The 17,167-nt window shown below is 69.7% G+C and carries 18 protein-coding genes; 11 read left to right on the top strand and 7 right to left on the bottom strand.

The window, feature by feature from the left end; all coding sequences use genetic code 11:
- The 4 genes from C8E96_RS03000 (at position 1) to C8E96_RS02985 (ending at position 3,698) form a co-directional block, all read left to right on the top strand.
- Positions 1-1,167, top strand: a complete 1,167-nt coding sequence (locus tag C8E96_RS03000; protein ID WP_091381763.1) for an acyl-CoA dehydrogenase family protein — start codon at positions 1-3, stop codon at positions 1,165-1,167.
- Positions 1,164-2,069, top strand: coding sequence for a bifunctional MaoC family dehydratase N-terminal/OB-fold nucleic acid binding domain-containing protein (locus tag C8E96_RS02995; protein WP_091381765.1), 906 nt, complete (start codon positions 1,164-1,166; stop codon positions 2,067-2,069). Before C8E96_RS03000 ends, C8E96_RS02995 begins: the two co-directional genes overlap by 4 nt.
- A complete protein-coding gene (locus tag C8E96_RS02990; RefSeq protein WP_091381767.1) occupies positions 2,066-2,452 on the top strand; it encodes a MaoC family dehydratase in 387 nt (128 codons plus the stop codon). The genes C8E96_RS02995 and C8E96_RS02990 overlap by 4 nt, the downstream gene beginning before the upstream one ends.
- A 70-nt stretch (positions 2,453-2,522) precedes the next feature.
- Positions 2,523-3,698, top strand: a complete 1,176-nt coding sequence (locus tag C8E96_RS02985) for a lipid-transfer protein (RefSeq protein ID WP_091381769.1) — start codon at positions 2,523-2,525, stop codon at positions 3,696-3,698.
- Here C8E96_RS02985 and C8E96_RS02980 read toward each other — a convergent pair.
- Genes C8E96_RS02980 through kstD form a run of 5 tightly spaced genes read right to left on the bottom strand, consistent with a single transcriptional unit; the run spans position 3,664 to position 8,669 of the window.
- Positions 3,664-4,539, bottom strand: coding sequence for a MaoC/PaaZ C-terminal domain-containing protein (locus C8E96_RS02980; RefSeq protein ID WP_091381771.1), 876 nt, complete (start codon positions 4,537-4,539; stop codon positions 3,664-3,666). The genes C8E96_RS02985 and C8E96_RS02980 overlap by 35 nt on opposite strands.
- A 9-nt stretch (positions 4,540-4,548) precedes the next feature.
- A complete protein-coding gene (locus C8E96_RS02975; RefSeq protein ID WP_091381774.1) occupies positions 4,549-5,565 on the bottom strand; it encodes a ferredoxin--NADP reductase in 1,017 nt (338 codons plus the stop codon).
- Positions 5,558-5,821 carry a hypothetical protein gene (locus C8E96_RS02970; RefSeq protein WP_091381776.1) on the bottom strand — a complete coding sequence of 88 codons (264 nt, stop codon included), beginning with the start codon at positions 5,819-5,821 and terminating at the stop codon, positions 5,558-5,560. Before C8E96_RS02970 ends, C8E96_RS02975 begins: the two co-directional genes overlap by 8 nt.
- Positions 5,821-6,957 carry a Rieske 2Fe-2S domain-containing protein gene (locus C8E96_RS02965; RefSeq protein ID WP_091381778.1) on the bottom strand — a complete coding sequence of 379 codons (1,137 nt, stop codon included), beginning with the start codon at positions 6,955-6,957 and terminating at the stop codon, positions 5,821-5,823. Before C8E96_RS02965 ends, C8E96_RS02970 begins: the two co-directional genes overlap by 1 nt.
- On the bottom strand, positions 6,954-8,669 hold the full coding sequence (gene kstD, locus C8E96_RS02960; protein ID WP_091381780.1) for a 3-oxosteroid 1-dehydrogenase: 1,716 nt from the start codon (positions 8,667-8,669) through the stop codon (positions 6,954-6,956). Before kstD ends, C8E96_RS02965 begins: the two co-directional genes overlap by 4 nt.
- A gap of 101 nt (positions 8,670-8,770) precedes the next feature.
- On the opposite strand from kstD, the gene C8E96_RS02955 reads away from it, so the two are divergent.
- The 4 genes from C8E96_RS02955 to dmpG are packed head-to-tail and all read left to right on the top strand — an operon-like array spanning position 8,771 to position 13,043.
- Positions 8,771-10,348 carry an FAD-binding protein gene (locus C8E96_RS02955; protein WP_091381782.1) on the top strand — a complete coding sequence of 526 codons (1,578 nt, stop codon included), beginning with the start codon at positions 8,771-8,773 and terminating at the stop codon, positions 10,346-10,348.
- Complete coding sequence (locus C8E96_RS02950) at positions 10,335-11,123, top strand: 2-keto-4-pentenoate hydratase (RefSeq protein ID WP_091381784.1); 789 nt, start codon at positions 10,335-10,337, stop codon at positions 11,121-11,123. The genes C8E96_RS02955 and C8E96_RS02950 overlap by 14 nt, the downstream gene beginning before the upstream one ends.
- Positions 11,120-12,004 carry an acetaldehyde dehydrogenase (acetylating) gene (locus tag C8E96_RS02945; protein WP_091381786.1) on the top strand — a complete coding sequence of 295 codons (885 nt, stop codon included), beginning with the start codon at positions 11,120-11,122 and terminating at the stop codon, positions 12,002-12,004. Before C8E96_RS02950 ends, C8E96_RS02945 begins: the two co-directional genes overlap by 4 nt.
- 4 nt (positions 12,005-12,008) lie before the next feature.
- On the top strand, positions 12,009-13,043 hold the full coding sequence (gene dmpG, locus C8E96_RS02940; RefSeq protein ID WP_407642598.1) for a 4-hydroxy-2-oxovalerate aldolase: 1,035 nt from the start codon (positions 12,009-12,011) through the stop codon (positions 13,041-13,043).
- Here dmpG and C8E96_RS02935 read toward each other — a convergent pair.
- A complete protein-coding gene (locus tag C8E96_RS02935; protein ID WP_091381788.1) occupies positions 13,038-14,336 on the bottom strand; it encodes a hypothetical protein in 1,299 nt (432 codons plus the stop codon). The genes dmpG and C8E96_RS02935 overlap by 6 nt on opposite strands.
- 12 nt (positions 14,337-14,348) lie before the next feature.
- Entirely contained in the window at positions 14,349-15,473 is a 1,125-nt protein-coding gene (locus tag C8E96_RS02930) for an OmpA family protein (RefSeq protein ID WP_166657860.1), read from the bottom strand.
- Between the two features lie 256 nt (positions 15,474-15,729).
- Between C8E96_RS02930 and C8E96_RS02925 the strand changes: the two genes are divergently transcribed.
- The 3 genes from C8E96_RS02925 (at position 15,730) to C8E96_RS02915 (ending at position 17,146) form a co-directional block, all read left to right on the top strand.
- Positions 15,730-16,611 carry a helix-turn-helix domain-containing protein gene (locus C8E96_RS02925; protein ID WP_091381792.1) on the top strand — a complete coding sequence of 294 codons (882 nt, stop codon included), beginning with the start codon at positions 15,730-15,732 and terminating at the stop codon, positions 16,609-16,611.
- Entirely contained in the window at positions 16,608-16,844 is a 237-nt protein-coding gene (locus tag C8E96_RS02920) for a DUF397 domain-containing protein (RefSeq protein ID WP_091381793.1), read from the top strand. The genes C8E96_RS02925 and C8E96_RS02920 overlap by 4 nt, the downstream gene beginning before the upstream one ends.
- A gap of 104 nt (positions 16,845-16,948) precedes the next feature.
- On the top strand, positions 16,949-17,146 hold the full coding sequence (locus C8E96_RS02915) for a DUF397 domain-containing protein (protein WP_133794137.1): 198 nt from the start codon (positions 16,949-16,951) through the stop codon (positions 17,144-17,146).
- Positions 17,147-17,167: the final 21 nt, after the last annotated feature.

Genomic DNA, 17,167 nt, shown 5'->3' with positions numbered 1-17,167 from the left:
ATGCTCCTCGACCTCACCGACACCCAGCGCGCGCTGCGCGACGAGCTGCGGGCCTACTTCGCCGGTCTGCTCACCCAGGCCGAACGCGACCTCATGCTGACCGAGCGGCACGGCGCCGTGTACCGCGACGTCGTCCGGCGGATGGGCCGAGACGGCCGGCTCGGAGTCGGCTGGCCGACGGAGTTCGGCGGGCGCGGGTTCGGCGGTGTCGAGCAGCAGATCTTCGTCAACGAGGCGGCGCGCGCCGACATCCCGCTGCCCTACGTCACGCTGCAGACCGTGGGGCCGACGCTGCAGCGGTACGGCACACCGGAGCAGAAGGAACGCTTCCTCCCCGCCATCCTCGCGGGCGAGGTGCACTTCGCCATCGGCTACACCGAACCGGAGGCGGGCACCGACCTGGCGTCGCTGCGCACCACCGCGGTCCGCGATGGCGAGTCCTATGTGGTCAATGGACAGAAGATCTTCACCACCGGCGCCCACGACGCCGACTTCATCTGGCTCGCGGTCCGCACCGACCCGGACGCGCCGCGGCACAAGGGGATCTCGATTCTCATCCTGGACACCACCGACCCGGGGTTCAGCTGGACGCCGATCATCACCTGCGACGGCGCGCACCATGTCAACGCCACCTATTACAGCGACGTTCGGGTCCCGGTGGACATGTTGGTGGGCCAGGAGAACGAGGGCTGGCGGCTGATCACGACCCAGCTCAACCACGAGCGGGTCATGCTCGGACCGGCGGGCAGGCTCGCCGGGCTGTGCGACCGGGTGCGTGACTGGGCGGGCTCGACCAAAGGCCCGGACGGTGCGCCCATCCTGTCGTTCGACGACGTCCGCACCACGCTGGCCCAGGTGTCGGCGTGGGTGCGGGTCAACGAGCTGCTCAACTGGCAGGTCGCTGCCGTCGACGGACCGGTCGACGTTGCCGACGCCTCGGCCACGAAGGTGTTCGCCTCCGAGCGCACCCAGCGCGCGTGCCGGATGTTGGAGGAGATCGTGGGCAGGCACGGTGATCCCGCCGACCCGGACACCGCGGACCTGGTGCGCTGGCTCGACGCGCAGGCCAAGCGCAACCTGGTGCTGACTTTCGGCGGCGGCGTGAACGAGATCCAACGGGAGCTGATCGCCACCGTCGGCCTGAAGCTGCCTCGGGTGCCGCGATGATCCGGGAAGTGGCCGACGAGGTCATCGCCCGCGGCGAGTCGTCGCGGCGGGCCGCCCCGGACCCGGTGAACGTGCCCATGGTCCGGCACTGGGTCGAGGCGCTCGGTGACTCCAACCCGGTCTACACCGACCCGGTGGCCGCCGCCGAGTCCGTCCACGGTGGACTCGTCGCGCCGCCCGCGATGGCCCAGGTGTGGACGATGTTCGGCCTGCGTGGCACCCGCCCGGCCGACGATCCCTTGGGCGCCATGGTGTCCGTGCTCGACGAGGCGGGTTTCACCTCGGTGGTCGCGACGAACTGCGAGCAGACCTACCACCGCTATCTGCGTCCGGGCGACGAGGTCACGGTCGGCGCGCGGCTGACCGAGGTGGTGGGCCCCAAGCGGACTGCGCTGGGTGAGGGCTGGTTCGTCACCACGGTCAGCACCTGGTACGTCGGCGATGAGCCGGTGGCGGAGATGTTGTTCCGGGTGCTCAAGTTCCGCCCGCCCGTCGAGGAACCGGTCGGCGAGGTGCTGCGGCCGGTGGTCAGCCTGGACACGGAGTTCTTCTGGGCGGGCACGCGACGAGGCGAGCTGCGGATCCAGAAGTGCGTGGCCTGCGGCGAGGTTCGGCACCCGCCCGGCCCGATGTGCGCTGCCTGCGGGTCGACGGAACTGACCTATGTCGTGGCGCAGGGCGTCGGCGAGGTCTACAGCTTTGTCGTGCACCACCACCCGCCGATGCCCGGCAAGCGGCTGCCGTTCGTGGTGGCGCTGGTGGAACTGGCCGAAGGAGTGCGGTTGTTGGCCGAGCTGATCGACGCGGACTCGGCGGACGTGCGGGTCGGATTGCCGGTGCGGGTGGACTTCCAGCGGATCGACGACGAGCTCACCCTGCCGGTCTGGCGGGTGCGGTCATGACGGTCGCCGTCGGGGACACCCTGCCCGAGCTGGTCGTCGAGGTGACGCCGACGTTCGTGGTCAGCACGGCCATCGCCACCCGCGACTACCAGGACGTCCACCACGACCGCGACGCGGCTGTGGCGCGTGGGTCGAAGGACATCTTCCTCAACATCCTCACCGACACCGGCCTGGTGCAGCGGTTCGTGACCGACTGGGCGGGCCCGAATGCCTTGGTGCGTGGCATCGCGATCCGGTTGGGCGTGCCGTGCTACGCCAACGAGACGCTCACGTTCAGCGGCCAGGTCAGCGAACGTGAGGGGAGTCTCGTCGTGGTGAACGTGGTGGGGCGCAACAGCATCGGCGACCACGTCACCGGGACGGTCCGGGTGGAGCTGCCATGAGCGAGCTTGCGAGCGAATCAATGTCACAGTGCCTTCGCGAGTGGAGCCACCGAACCTGTGAGGTGGCCTAGTGAGCACGCTGTCCGGCGCGGCCGCGATCGTCGGCATCGGCGCCACCGAGTTCTCCAAGGCCTCCGGCCGCACCGAACTCCGGCTCGCCGCCGAGTGCGTGCGCTCGGCCATCGCGGACGCGGGACTGTCGCCGTCCGATGTGGACGGTCTGGTCACTTTCACCATGGACACCAACTCCGAGATCGCGGTCGCCCGTGAGGTCGGAATCCCGGAGCTGTCGTTCTTCAGTCGGATCAACTACGGCGGCGGCGCCGCGTGCGCGACCGTCCAGCAGGCCGCGATGGCCGTCGCGACCGGAATCGCGTCGGTCGTCGTGTGCTACCGGGCTTTCAACGAGCGATCGGGTCAACGCTTCGGCCGGGTCCAGGCCGCCGCCGCGCAGCAGCCGACGTCGACCGGCGTGGACAACGGTTGGCACTACCCGATGGGCTTGGGCACGCCCGCGGCCACGGTCGCGATGTTCGCCCGGCGGTACATGCATGAGTACGGCGCCACCAGCGAGGACTTCGGCCGGATCGCGGTGGTCGACCGCAAACACGCGGCCACGAACCCGCACGCCTGGTTCCACGGCAGGCCGATCACCCTCGACGACCACCAGTCCTCACGCTGGATCGCCGAGCCGCTGCGGCTGTTGGACTGCTGCCAGGAGAGCGACGGCGGGGTGGCGTTGGTCGTCACTTCCGCCGAGCGGGCCCGTGACCTGCCGCACCGGCCCGCGATCGTGCGGGCCGCCGCGCAGGGCAGTGGGACCGACCAGTACGTGATGAACAGCTACTACCGGCCGGACCTCACCGGCCTGCCTGAGATGGGCCTGGTCGGCAGGCAGCTCTGGGGCCAGTCGGGCCTGTCGCCGGAAGACATGTCGGTGGCGGTGCTCTACGACCACTTCACCCCGTTCGTGTTGGTCCAGCTCGAAGAGCTCGGCTTCTGCAAACCCGGCGAGGCAAAGGACTTCATCGCCGACGGCACTCTGGAACTGGACGGCAGGCTCCCGCTCAACCCGCATGGCGGGCAGCTCGGTGAGGCGTACATCCACGGTATGAACGGGATCGCCGAGGGAGTCCGCCAGATTCGCGGCACGGCGGCGAATCAGGTCGCCGCCGTGCGCAACGTCGTGGTCACCGCCGGAACCGGGGTGCCTACCAGCGCGCTGATTCTGTCGCCGCCAGCGTGATCCCGCTCAGGACCGGAGTGTCGTCGCGGGAAGCCACGACAGAGGTCGCGTGGATCTTGTCGCCGTCCGCCCACATCGACGTCCGCAGTGTCTCGCCCGGATAGACCACACCGGCGAACCGCGCCTCGAAGGACCGCACGCGGGTGGCGTCGCCGTCGAGCGCGGCGTCCGTGATCGCCTTCGCCACGATCCCGTACGTGCACAGCCCATGCAGGATCGGTGCGGGAAAGCCCGCCGCGGCGGCGAACTCCGGGCTCGCGTGCAGGGGATTGCGGTCCCCGCACAGCCGGTACAGCAGCGCCTGCTGCGGAAGGGTTGGCGTGTCGATCACCAAATCGGGCTCCCGAGAGGGCTCGAACGCGACGGTGGCGGGCCCGCGTTCGCCGCCGAACCCGCCCTCACCCCGGGCGAAGATGCTGGAACGGGTCGTCCACAGCAGCACGCCCTCCGGGCTGGTCGCGGTCGCCTCCTGGACGATCACGGCCGCCTTTCCTTTGTCCCACACCTCGACGATCCGCGAGTCGATCCGGGCCTTGCCGTCGGCCGGGATCGGCCCGTGCACGGTGATCCCCTGGCTGCCGTGCAGCACCTTCGCCAAGTCGACCGAGATACCCGGAAACGACACGGACGGCGGCTCGAACACCCGCAGGCTCGGCGCCACGACACCGAACGTGGGGAGCACTCGGAGGTCGTCCTCAAGCGCGTACCGGAGTTCCCGAGGCGACGTCGGGTCGGCACCCGCGCCGAGGGCCAGGTGGTACAGCAGGACATCCGAGGCCGTCCAGGTGAAGGACGTCCCGGGCAGTTCCGCCCCGATCGCGACCTTGGGGTCAATTGGCATGCGACACCCTCATTCGTAGCTGATCTCGACCTTCGAGGTCACCGGCACCGACTGGCAGGCGAGACGGATGCCCTCGTCGAGGTCTTCCTGGTCCAGCACCTCGTTGTTCAGCAGCTTCACCTCACCCGACACCAGCCGGTACGCGCAAGCGCTGCACGCGCCTTCCCGGCAGGAGTACGGCGCGGGCAGGCCCTTGTCGAGCAGGACGTCCAGGAGTTTGCTGGTGACCGGCCAGTCGACGGTGTGGCGTCTGCCGTCCAGCTCCAGTTCGACGACCGCCTTCTCGCCGTCCGGATCGGGGGCGGCGGTCACGGCCTGGTCGAACGGGTTCGCGCCCAGGGAGGCGAACCGTTCCAGGTGGCGGCGTTCGCGGGGGAAGCCCAGCGTCTTCAGCGCTTCGGTGACGGCCTTCATGAACGGCGCGGGTCCGCAGGTGAAGGCCTCGTAGGTCGCGAACGGGCGGGCCAGGGTAAGGAGCTGGGCCACGCTGGGCAAGCCTTGCACGCTCTCCAGCCAGTGGATCACCGTCAGCCGCTCGGGGTGCTTGTCCGCCAGCTCCCGCAGCTCGCGGGCGAAGATCACCGAGGACTCGTCGCGGTTGGCGTAGATCAGCACGATTCGGCCGGAACCCGCTGCCAGGGCGGACTTCAGGATCGACATGACCGGGGTGATTCCGCTGCCACCCGCGAACAGCAGCAGGTCGGCGTCCAGTGACTTCGGGGTGAAGATGCCCGACGGGGGAAGCACTTCGATCGTCGAGCCCGCGGAGACGTTGTCGCACACCCAGTTCGACGCGTACCCGTCCGCGGTGCGCTTCACCGTGACCTGCGGTTTGCCGCCCTCATACGGGGAACTCGACAGCGAGTAGCACCGGGCGACCGAGCCGCACTGGTCGCTGGGCACCCGCAGGGTGAGGAATTGGCCCGGGGCGTAGGGGAAGTCGGCGTCGAAGACGATCGACCGGGCGTCGGCGGTCTCCTCGACCACCGCCGCCACCGTGAGCAGGTGGGAGGTCAGCTCACTCACCGGGCACCTCCAGCTCTCCGTCGCGGGCCGCGCGCTCGATCGTCGCGTGCAGGGTCCAACAGGTGTCGACCAAGGCGCTCACCGCGCCGCCCGCCACGGCCTCGGCGAACTCCGGGCAGGTCGCGGCGGGGTCGGTCGTCCACTGGACACTGGTGTGCCGGGCGCTGTTCTTTTTGACCAGCACCCGTGTCCCACACCGGTCGCAGGCCAGCGGCGCCAAGCCGCCCTCCAGGAACTCCCGCCGCTCGGACACCATTACTCCGTGGTCTCGCGAGCCGCCAGGTTCTCGGCGACCTCCTTGGCCCACACCTCGTTCGCCCTGGTGGTGTCCACTTCGAACTCGAAGCGCCTGGTCATGTCGTCGCTGACCTCGGCGGCGTCGACGTAGAACTGCTCGTACCAGCGGCGAAGCTGGTAGACCGGGCCGTCCTCCTCGCACAGCAGCGGGTTGTCGATGCGGGTCTTGTTCCGCCAGATCTCCACGTCCTGCAGGAACCCGACGCTGAAGCTCTTCGCGAACTTGCCCGCGATCCGGTCGGCGTCCTCCGGTGAGACGCCCGGCAGCCGCTTGACGATCACCCCCCACTGCAGCACGAACGAGTTCTCGCTGACCGGGTAGTGGCAGTTGATCAGCACGGTCTCGATCACCGTGCCCTTGTAGTCGTTCCACAGGTAATTGATCATGTACGACGGCCCGTAGTACGACGCCTCCGAGCGCAGCGCGAGATCCTCCGAGGCGTAGTTGGACTTCGAGTGCACGTCCGGCCTGCCGCGCGAGTTCAAGTACTGGGTGGCGATGTGGCCTTCGAAGATGTTCTTGAAGAAGGTCGGGAAGGCGAAGTGGATGTAGAAGAAGTGCGCCATGTCGACCATGTTGTCGATGATCTCCCGGCAGTTCGCGCCGTCGATCCGCACGCTGTCCCAGGTCCAGTTGCTCCACTCGTCGGAGAACGCGCCATCGATCTTCGGGATGACGACGTTCTCCGGCGGCGGGTTCCCTTCCGGGTCGTTCCAGACGAACAGCTGCCCGTTCTGCTCCTGGGTCAGCCACGACCGGGTCCGGGCGCGCAGCGGAATCCGCTTGGCGTAAGGAATCGCGGCGCACTTGCCGTTGCCCGCCCAGCGCCAGTCGTGGAACGGGCAGGCGATGTTGTCGCCCTTGACCGTGCCCTGGGTGAGGTCGCCGCCCATGTGCCTGCAGTAGCCGTCGAGCACGTTCAGCGTGCCGTCCTCGGCGGCGAACACCACGAGCTTGGTGCCGAAGGCCTCGATCGCGTGCGGCTTGCCGTCGCGGAACGACTCGGCCAGGCCGAGGCAGTGCCAGCCGCGGGCGAAGCGCGCGGGCGGGGCGCCCACGTCGATGGTCCGGACGGGCTGTTCGGCCTGCGTCATCGCGTTCCTCCAGTGGTACCTGCCCGGTCGGCGATATCCTGCGCCGCCAGGTAGCCGAAAACCATGGCGGGACCGAGCGTCGCGCCCGGCCCCGCGTACGTGTGGCCCATGACGGCCGCGCTCGCGTTGCCCGCCGCGTACAACCCCGGGATCGCCGTGCCGTCCCCGCGCAGGACCCGGGCGTGGGTGTCGGTGCGCAGCCCGCCCTTGGTGCCCAGGTCGCCGGGAACGATGCGCACCGCGTAGAACGGCGCCTTGTCCACCGGGCCCAGGCACGGGTTGGGTTTGTTGCGCGGATCGCCGTAATAGCGGTCGTAGGCGCTCTCGCCGCGCTGGAAGTCCTCGTCCCGCCCGGTCCTGGCGAAGCCGTTGAACCGCTCCACAGTGGACACCAACGCATCCGTCGGGACGTCGATCCGCTTGGCCAGCTCGCCCAGTGTGGCGGCCTTGTGCAGGGCACCGGACTTGAACCACTTGCCGGGGAGCGGTTGGCGGGGGCCGAGTCCGGCGAAGACGTACCGGTTGCGGTAGCGCTGGTCCAGGATCAGCCACGCCGGGATGTGCGGCTTGTCCTCGGTGTGGCCGTCATACATCGCGTGCACGGCGTCGACGTAGGGCGAGGCCTCGTTGACGAACCGCTCTCCGGCCTGGTTCACCAGGACGCAGCCCGGCAGCGTCCGCTCGGCGAGGCAGAAGTACGGCCCGCGCGGCAGTTCGATCGACGGACCCCACCACGCGTCGTCCATCAGGTCGACCGCCGCGCCCGCGCGCAGGCCCGCTTCGATGCCGTCGCCGGTGTTCTCCACCGCGCCCACGGTCCAGTCCGCCGTGATCGGCTCGCGCTGGTACTCCTTGCGCATCCGCTCGTTGCGCTCGAACCCACCCGACGTCAGCACCACGCCGTGCCGGGCCCGCAGCACGACTTTCTCCTCGCCGCGCGCGACTTCGACACCCGTGACCCGGCCGTCCTCGACGCACAGGTCGACCAACGGTGTCTCCAGCAGCAGTGGCACACCGGCCCGGCTCAGGCCGACCCGAAGACCGGCCGAAAGCGCTTGCCCCATGGTCAGCATCTCGCGCCGGCGCAGCAGCGACAGCATCCGCCTGCCCGCGACCCGCATCGTCCGCAGCAGTCCGCGCGGGTGCCGGGCCATCAGGTTCATCCACTTGTAGTCGGCCTGGGTGATCGCCATCCCCGTGGGCGCCTTGAGGTACGGCGGGTTGAGTCGCGCGCGGTCGGCGCCGAGCAGCTTGGCGTCCAACGGCTTCGGCTCCACCGACCGGCCACCGGGCAGTCCGCCGGGCGCCTCGGGGTAGTAGTCGGAATAGCCCGGCACCCAGGCCAGCTCCAGCGGCGTGTTCGCCAGCACGAAGGACACCACGGCGGGCCCATTGTCGAGGAAGGCCTGCCGCCGATCCTCGGGGACCACGTCGCCGACGATGTGCGCGAGGTAGTCCCGTGCCTGCTCCGGGCTGTCGGGCACCCCCGCGGCGAGCAGGGCCGGGTTGTTCGGCACCCACACCCCGCCGCCGGACCTGGCCGTCGAGCCGCCGTAGGTCGCGGCCTTCTCGACCAGCACCGTCCGCAGCCCGCGCCGGGCCGCGGCGAGTGCCGCGGTCATGCCCGCTGCCCCGCTGCCGACCACCACGACGTCATAGGCGGTGTCGTGGTCGATGTCGCAGTCGGCATCGAGGTCGGTCGCGTCGGGCATGTCCACCTCCGGTCGTCTCACCGTTCCGCACAATACTAGAACAGGTTATAGTTCTGTTCCGTCGAGCGCTACGGGAACTGCGGATTCGCAGGAGGAACGAGTTGCAAGAGTCGGCCGATGTCGTGGTCATCGGGTTCGGTGCCGCCGGGGCCTGCGCGGCCATCGAAGCCGCCGCCGGGGGCGCTGACGTGCTCGTGCTCGACCGCTTCGGCGGCGGGGGCGCGACCGCGGCCAGCGGGGGCGTGGTCTACGCGGGAGGCGGGACGTCGGTCCAGCGGGAGGCGGGCGTCACCGACACCGCGGAGGCCATGGCGGCGTACCTGCGGCTCGAAGTCGGCGACGCGGTCACCCCGGCCACCCTGCGCGCGTTCGTCGACGGCTCGGCCGAGTCGATCGAGTGGCTCAAGGAGCAGGGGGTCCCGTTCGAGGGCAGCGTGTGCCCGACCAAGACCTCCTACCCGACGAACGACTACTACCTCTACTACTCCGGCAGCGAGCGCTCCCTCAGCCCCGACCCCGCACCCCGCGGCCACCGCGCGAAGGGCTCCGGGACTTCCGGAAAGCTCCTTTACTCGCGCCTCGCGGAATCGGCTACGCGCGCCGGGGCGCGGGTCCTGCCGCAGACTCGGGTGACCGCGCTGACCAGCGAGGACGGCCGGGTCACCGGTGTCGAATGCCGCACGCTCGCCGAGGCATCCCGGTGGGCGCGGTTCAGGTATCGGCTGCTCGGCAGGTACGCGGCCAAACCCGGCCTCTACGTCCCGGCCCTGCGCCGGGCGCTGACCACGCGGGCCGAGCGGATCGAGCGGCGGCACGGCAAGACCGTCACCATCGCCGCTCGCCGGGGCGTGGTCATCGCGGCGGGCGGCTTCGTCGCCAACCGGGAGATGCTGCGCGAACACGCACCCGCGTACCGCGGCGGCCTGCCGCTCGGCACGTCGGGCGACGACGGCTCGGGCATTCGCCTCGGCCAGTCGGTTGGCGGCGCGGTCGGGGCGATGGACAAGGTGTCGGCGTGGCGGTTCATCACCCCGCCCTCGGCGCTCCTCGAAGGCGTCCTGGTGAACGAGCGCGGCGACCGGATCTGCGATGAGTCGCGGTATGGCGCGGCCATCGGCCACGAGCTGATCACCCGACACGGCGGCAAAGGCTGGTTGCTGATCGACGAGCAAGGCGTGCGCGCCGCTCGCGCCCAGGCCCGCTCGCAGTCGCTGTGGTTCCAGTACCTGCAGGTCCGCTACCTGCTGAAAGTCGCGCGGGTGCGCGGAAAGACTCTCTCCGAGGCCGCACGCGAAGCCGGTGTCGACGCTGACGGCCTCGCCCGCACCCTCGCCGCCTACAACGCCGCCGAGACCGACCCGCTTGGCAAGCCCGCCGACCTGGTCCGGCCGCTCACCACCGGACCCTTCTCGCTGATCGATGTCTCCATCCGACCCTCGATCGGCTACCCCTGCCCGATGCTCACCCTCGGCGGCCTGCGCGTCGACGAGACCACCGGCCAAGTCCTGCGCGAGGACGGCGGGACCGTTGCCGGGCTGTACGCCGCGGGCCGGTCGGCGGTCGGCCTCTGCTCCGAGTCCTACGTCAGCGGGCTCTCGCTCGCCGACTGCGTGTTCTCCGGCCGCCGCGCCGGCCAGTCCCTCGCTGTCCCGATGGGAGATTCCCTTGCTCACGGCTGACGAACGCACCCAGCTGGCGGACCTGCTGCGGGCCGCCGAGACCGGGCGGGCGCCGATCGACCCGCTGGTCCTGGCCTACCCCGAGCTCGACCCCGCCGATGCCTACGAGATCCAGCTGATCAACATCCGGCGGCGCACGGCGGCGGTGGTCGGCCACAAGGTCGGGCTGTCGTCGGCGGCGATGCAGCAGATGATGGGCGTCGACGAGCCCGACTACGGTCACCTGCTCGCCGACATGCGTCTTGACCAGCGAACCCCGGTCGACGCCGGTCGCTACTGCTATCCCCGGGTGGAGGTCGAGGTCGGCTTCATCCTCGGTGACGACCTTCCCGGCGAGGACTGCACGGAGGCCGACGTCCTGGAACGCACCGAGGCTTTGGTCCCCAGCATCGAGCTGATCGACAGCCGGATCCTCGACTGGAAGATCAGCATCGCGGACACCATCGCCGACAACGCGTCCTCCGCGGGCTTCGTCCTCGGCGACGCCCGGGTCCGCCCCAGTGAGGTGGACACCAAAGGCATCGACGCCGTGCTGACCCGAAACGGCGAGGATGTCGCGGCGGGCAGGTCGGACGCGGTCCTCGGCGACCCGGTCGTCGCGGTCGCTTGGCTGGCGCGCAAGGTCGCGTCCTTCGGCGTCCGGCTCAAGGCGGGCCACGTGGTCCTGCCCGGCTCCTGCACCCGCGCGATCGACGCGCGACCCGGCGACACGTTCGTCGCCGCCTTCGCCGGACTCGGCGACGTATCCCTCCACTTCGGACGGAGTGCCCAGTGAGCAAGACGACCGCCGCGATCGTCGGGTCCGGCAACATCGGCACCGACCTGCTTTACAAGCTCCTGCGCTCCCCGGTGATCGAGCCGCGCTGGATGATCGGCGTCGACCCGGCGAGCGAGGGCCTGGCCCGCGCGCGCGACCTCGGTGTCGAGGCCAGCGCCGAGGGCGTCGACTGGCTGCTCGCCCAGGACCCCCTGCCGGACCTCATCTTCGAGGCCACGTCGGCGTATGTGCACCGGGCGAACGCGCCGCGCTTCGCCGAGGCGGGTATCCCGGTGGTCGACCTGACCCCCGCCGCGATCGGCCCGTACGTCGTGCCGCCGGTCAACCTGGGGGAGCACCGCGACGCGGGCAACGTCAACCTGATCACCTGCGGCGGACAGGCCACCATCCCGATCGTCGCCGCCGTGTCCCGCGTGGTTCCCGTGTCCTACGCGGAAATCGTCGCCACCGTCTCCTCCGCGTCGGCCGGTCCGGGCACCAGGGCCAACATCGACGAGTTCACCCGCACCACCAGCCGCGGCATCGAGGTGGTCGGCGGCGCCGAACGCGGCAAGGCGATCATCGTGCTCAATCCCTCCGACCCGCCGATGGTCATGCGCGACACCATCTTCTGCGCCATCCCCGAGGACGCCGACACCGACAAGATCGCCCAGTCGGTGCACGACATGGTCGCCGAGGTCGCCACCTACGTGCCCGGCTACCGGCTGCTGTCCGACCCCCAGTTCGACCCGACCGACGACGGCGGACCAGCCAGGGTCACCGTCTTCGTCGAAGTCGAGGGTGCCGGGGACTTCCTCCCGCCCTACGCCGGGAACCTCGACATCATGACCGCCGCCGCCACCCGCGTCGGCGAACTGCTAGCCACGCGAGGGGACTAGACCGTTGCTGCCCATCACCTTTTCCGACTCCCTCGACGTCCGCGTCACCGACACCTCGCTGCGCGACGGCTCGCACCACAAGCGGCACAAGTTCACCCTCGATGAGGCCCGCGCGATGGTGTCCGCCATCGATGGAGCGGGTGTGCCGGTCATCGAGGTCGCGCACGGCGACGGGCTGGGAGGCTCGTCGTTCAACTACGGCTTCTCGACCACCCCGGAACAGGACCTCATCAAGGTCGCGGTGGACACGGCCAAGCGCGCCAAGATCGCCTTCCTGATGCTCCCCGGCGTCGGGGTGAAGGACGACATCCTGATCGCCCAGGACAACGGCGCGTCGATCTGCCGGATCGCCACCCACTGCACGGAGGCGGACATCTCGGTGCAGCACTTCGGTTTGGCGCGTGAGCGGGGACTGGAGACCGTGGGCTTCCTGATGATGGCCCACTCGCAACCGCCGGAAGCATTGGCAAAGCAGGCAAGGATCATGGCCGACGCGGGCTGCCAGTGCGTCTACGTCGTCGACTCGGCGGGCGCCCTGGTGCTCGAACAGGTCGCGGACAGGGTGGCCGCGCTCGTCACAGAACTTGGCACCGACGCGCAGGTCGGCTTCCACGGCCACGAAAACCTCGGCCTGGGCGTCGCGAATTCCATCGCCGCCGCCCGTGCCGGTGCGGTCCAGATCGACGGCAGCACCCGCCGATTCGGTGCGGGAGCGGGAAACACGCCGGTGGAGGCGTTCGTCGGGGTGTGCGACAAACTCGGCATCCGCACCGACGTCGACTTCTTCGCGATAGTCGACGCCGCCGAGGACGTCGTGCGCCCAGCCATGCCCCAGGAGTGCCTGCTCGACCGGATGGCCCTGATGATGGGCTACGCGGGTGTCTACTCCAGCTTCCTGCGCCACGCCTACCGCCAAGCGGAGCGCTACGGCGTCTCCGGCGCGCAGATCTTGGTGCGCGCCGGAGAACGCAAGCTGGTCGGTGGGCAGGAGGACCAACTCATCGACATAGCCCTGGAGCTTCGGCGGGAAGCCTCATGACATGTACAGCTCGGGATCGAACCGCTCGGCAGGCGGCGACAGCCGCGCGGTGAGCGCTGCCCGGGCAGCCCGAGCTTCCTCGATCGCAGTGTCCGACTGGTCCAACGCGGTCGTCAGGTAGCCGAGGTCGACCGGCACGCGGATCGGCAAGGCGGCCCGTGGCGGCGTGCTGTCCGGCCGGGGGCTGGGAATCTCCACCGAACCCAGCTCCCGGGCCAGCAGAATCGCCCGATGCCTGCGGGCATAGCACTGGCCGACCCTTAGTTCCACCCGTCCGTAGTTCCTGCGGGCCCGGGCGTCGAGCCGCCGCGCCTTGGCGATGTCCCGATCCCCAAGCCGAAGCGCCCGGAACCGAGACTCGTCGGCGGCCTGAACAACCCGGGTCAACGCGCCTGCCCGCCGGGTGAGTGGAGAGCCGTCAAAAGCCTCCTGCTGCACCAGAATCCACGGCGCCGCGATCGCACACCCAGCCAGAACCAGCCCGACCACCGTGGCGACTCCGACCTGCCCGACAAGCTCGCCCTCATGCCGCACCCGCAACAGGATGGACAACGCCGCGAACACACTGACCAGCCCCAACACCGTCGCCGACACGGCGACCACGAACCCCCGCGGCGGAAACTCCTCCGCCGGGTCATGCGGATCGAGCCCGTCAGGCGCCCGGTGCGCGCTCGCCACCCGCCAGGACCAGATCCGCTTCCCCAGCTCCACCGCCAGTTTCGCCTGCACCCCGGCGCCGAACACGGAGAACGCGGCGGCGGTGACCAGCGGCGCGGTGGCGGGCGCGGCCCAGTCGATGTTGAGCAGCAGGCTGAACACCGCGAACAGCGCCACCGCGTCGACGGCTAAGAGCACGTAGGCGAACACCGTCACCACTGAACTGCGCGAATGCTGGTGCACGGTGACCCCCGCGTCCTGATCACGCTGGATCGTCCGCAGGGTCGACACGAGATCGCGCCGCGCGGTCCGGCCGGTCGCCGACCAGCCCTTCTCCGCGTTGGCGTGCCGTGCGGATCGCCTGCCACCGAGGATATGCGGGCGGTCATCGGCGATCAGCGCGTTCTCCAGGTGCCAGGTCGCGCGGATCGCGGCGGTCATCGAACGCTCGCACAGCCTGCCGATTCGCCTGCCGCGCCTGCCGACCACCCGGCTCGCGGCGGCCTGCCCGTTGGCTTCGTGTTCGATCTCGGCGTGGTCTTGCGCCCCCCGACGGGCCAGGAACGCGACCGCACCCGAGCGCACCGGGTGCCGCAGCCACATCGACAGTGGCAGGTGGCGGATTCGTCGTGTCATGGCGTACTCCTTTCACCGCAGACTGACCGTGACAGTCCGGTTCTGTTGCGCCGCGGCGGGAATCAGCGCTCCCGCCGCGTCCCGGTCGGCGACCAGCGGCTGGTCGTAGCCGACCCCGTCGACCGTGATCGCCGCCGTGGGCACGCCGAGCCGAACCAGCCCGTCGCGCACCGCCGCCGCCCGCTGCCTGCTCAACTCCCGGGCCGACTCCGCGGGCCCGACCGACGCGGTGTGCCCCACGAGACTCACCCGCGCCCCCGGCGGTGTCGCCGCCGCGAGCCGGGCCAGCAGTGGCTCCGCGGTGGGCAGCAGCACCGCCGAGTCCGGGCCGAACAGGATGTCGCTGGGCAGGTTGACCGCCTTCGGCTCAGCCGGGATCGGCGGCGGCTGCGGCACCGGAACCGTCGGCACCGGCGTCGTCGACAGCGGCGGCCCACCGACGGCCGGATCGCTGTCGCTGACGCACTCCCCGCCGCCTGCGCGGCAGAGCTTCAACCACATGTCGACCAACCGACTGCGCAGCGGCGGGGACAGCGTGTCCTGCGGGCGGGCGACTTCCCCGAGCCCGGCGAACACCACCCGCTTGCCTCGCAGATCCGGGACCAGGCCCAAGGACCGGGCCTGATCGGTCACCGAGTCGGCGCCGACGTGGTCCCAGTCGAGCCGGTCCACCGCGAGCGGTCCGGTGGTCTGCAGGCCGGACGAGATCACCACGGCGGTGACCCGGCCGGGCGTGCGGGCGATGTGGTCGAGCAGGGTGAGCAGGTCCAGGTGCGCGGAGTTGCTGGCACCGTTGGAAAGCACGCCAGCGACCCGGTCCAGTTCGCGCCCCGCGAGGTCGGCCCGTCTGCCCGGGTCGTGTTCGATCTGGGTGCCGCGCCGCAGCCGCAGGTCGCGCTCGTCCACGACCACGGGCCGCTCGGTCCCGCTGAGCACGATCCGCAGCGCGGCGCGGTCGCTGTTGATGGCCGCGGAGAGCTCCTGGCGGGCCAGGGTGGTGAGCGCGGGCCGGGGCTCGTTGGCCACGGCGGTCATCGCGATCAGCAGCGTCGTTCCCGCTTCGCCCGCCTCGGGGCCTGTGCATCCGGCCATGAGCGCGGCGGCGAGCGCGAGAGTGGTGATCCTTCTGGTGGTCATCGCGCGTCCTCCCCTCCACCGGCCGGGACCCGATTCCCGGCTTGGATGTGACGCGTGTCCACTCTCAGGTTGCGTTATGAGAGGGAACGAAGCAATGCCCTCATGCAATTGCATGACACAATCAGGTCAAATCCACCCGATCGGTGCAGCACGACGTGCGGATCTCCGAGGATCCTGGTGTACCGTCACGCGGCATCGGCCGAGGCAAACGCGTCCCGCAATTGCACGGTGACCGCAAGACGTTCGAGGAGGGGCGATGCCGTCCCAGGGGCCACTGATCCCCAGACGGCGACTCGGACAGCTCCTGCGCGAGCTCCGGGAAGCCGCCGGGATGCACCTCGAGGACGCCGCCGAGAAACTCGAGTGCAGCGTCTCCAAGGTCAGCAGGCTCGAAACCGGCCGCGGCATCCCCAAGCAGCGCGACGTCCGCGATCTGCTCGCCCTCTACGAGGTCGACGACCAGAAGCTGATCGACCGGCTGGTCCGGCTCGCGGGCGACGGGCGCAGGCAGGCGTGGTGGCAGGACCTCTCCGAGATCGTGTCCACCAACATGGACACCTTCATCGCGCTGGAGTCCGAGGCGACCAATCTGCGCTACTGCGTCCAGTCGGTCATCCCCGGCGTGTTCCAGACCGCCGAGTACGCGCGCGAGCTGTTCCGGGCGCTCTACCCGCGCGACACCGAGCAGGCCCTGCAGAAGCGGGTCGACCTGCGGCTCGGCAGGCAGGCTTCGTTCGCCGAACGCGAGGACAAACCGCGCGTCAGCGCGATCATGGACGAGGCGACGCTGCACCGGATGGTCGGCGGCCCCGAGGTCATGGACGGTCAGCTGCGTGCCCTCCTCGAGGCGAGCGAACGCCAGGACGTGACCCTGCGGATCTACCCCTTCTCCGCCGGGCCCGACCTGGGAAACCAGTGCACCTTCGTCGTTTTCACGTTCGAGAGCGAGTACGACCGCAACTCGGTCCACATCGAGCTCGGCGCGGGCGATCGGTGGCTGGAGCAGGAATCCGACGTCCTCCGCTACGCGCGGCTCTTCGACGACCTCGGTCGCAAGTGCCTCAGCGTGGAGGAAAGCCGGGCGAAGATCAGCTCAATGATCGGCACCTACACGAGCAAGGACCAACCAGCTCAATGATCATCTATCGGAAGAGCAGCTTCTGCTCTACTGGCGCCTGCGTCGAGGTCGCCGTCCTGGACAACGGTGATGTCTCGCTGCGTGACTCCAAAGACGAGTCGCTGCCGCCGCACGTGTTCACCCCGGATGAGTGGATCGCGTTCACCCAAGGCGTGAAACACGGCGAATTCGACTATCCCGCAGTGACAAACGGCCCCACTGCGATGCCCCGGTTGGTCGATAGCCCGCGCTAGTTATCGAACGCTAACCTGATTGTTCGAGGGTCGTGTCACCCTCAGTGACAGGTTCCTTTGGCGCGACCCCGTTCGGCACGTTCACCGAGCGAGGAGTCGTCATCATGGCTGTCGTCTATCGCAGAAGCAGCTTCTGCACGACCGGCAACTGCGTCCTGGTCGCTGTCCGCGGGACTGGATCGTCCCTGCGCGACAACGCGAGTCGAACGCTGTCGCTGCGTGCTGATACCTGGACCCGGCTGTTGACCTGGGTTCATGGCGGCCACTGGGACCGGGCCAGGGGCGGTGGGTCGCCGGTCTGACCGGCGACCTGTCGACACAAA

It is taken from the genome of Actinokineospora alba (assembly GCF_004362515.1).
Classification (GTDB): domain Bacteria; phylum Actinomycetota; class Actinomycetes; order Mycobacteriales; family Pseudonocardiaceae; genus Actinokineospora; species Actinokineospora alba.
Note: the sequence above shows the minus strand (reverse complement) of the source record. Positions and strands in the feature narration are given on the sequence as shown.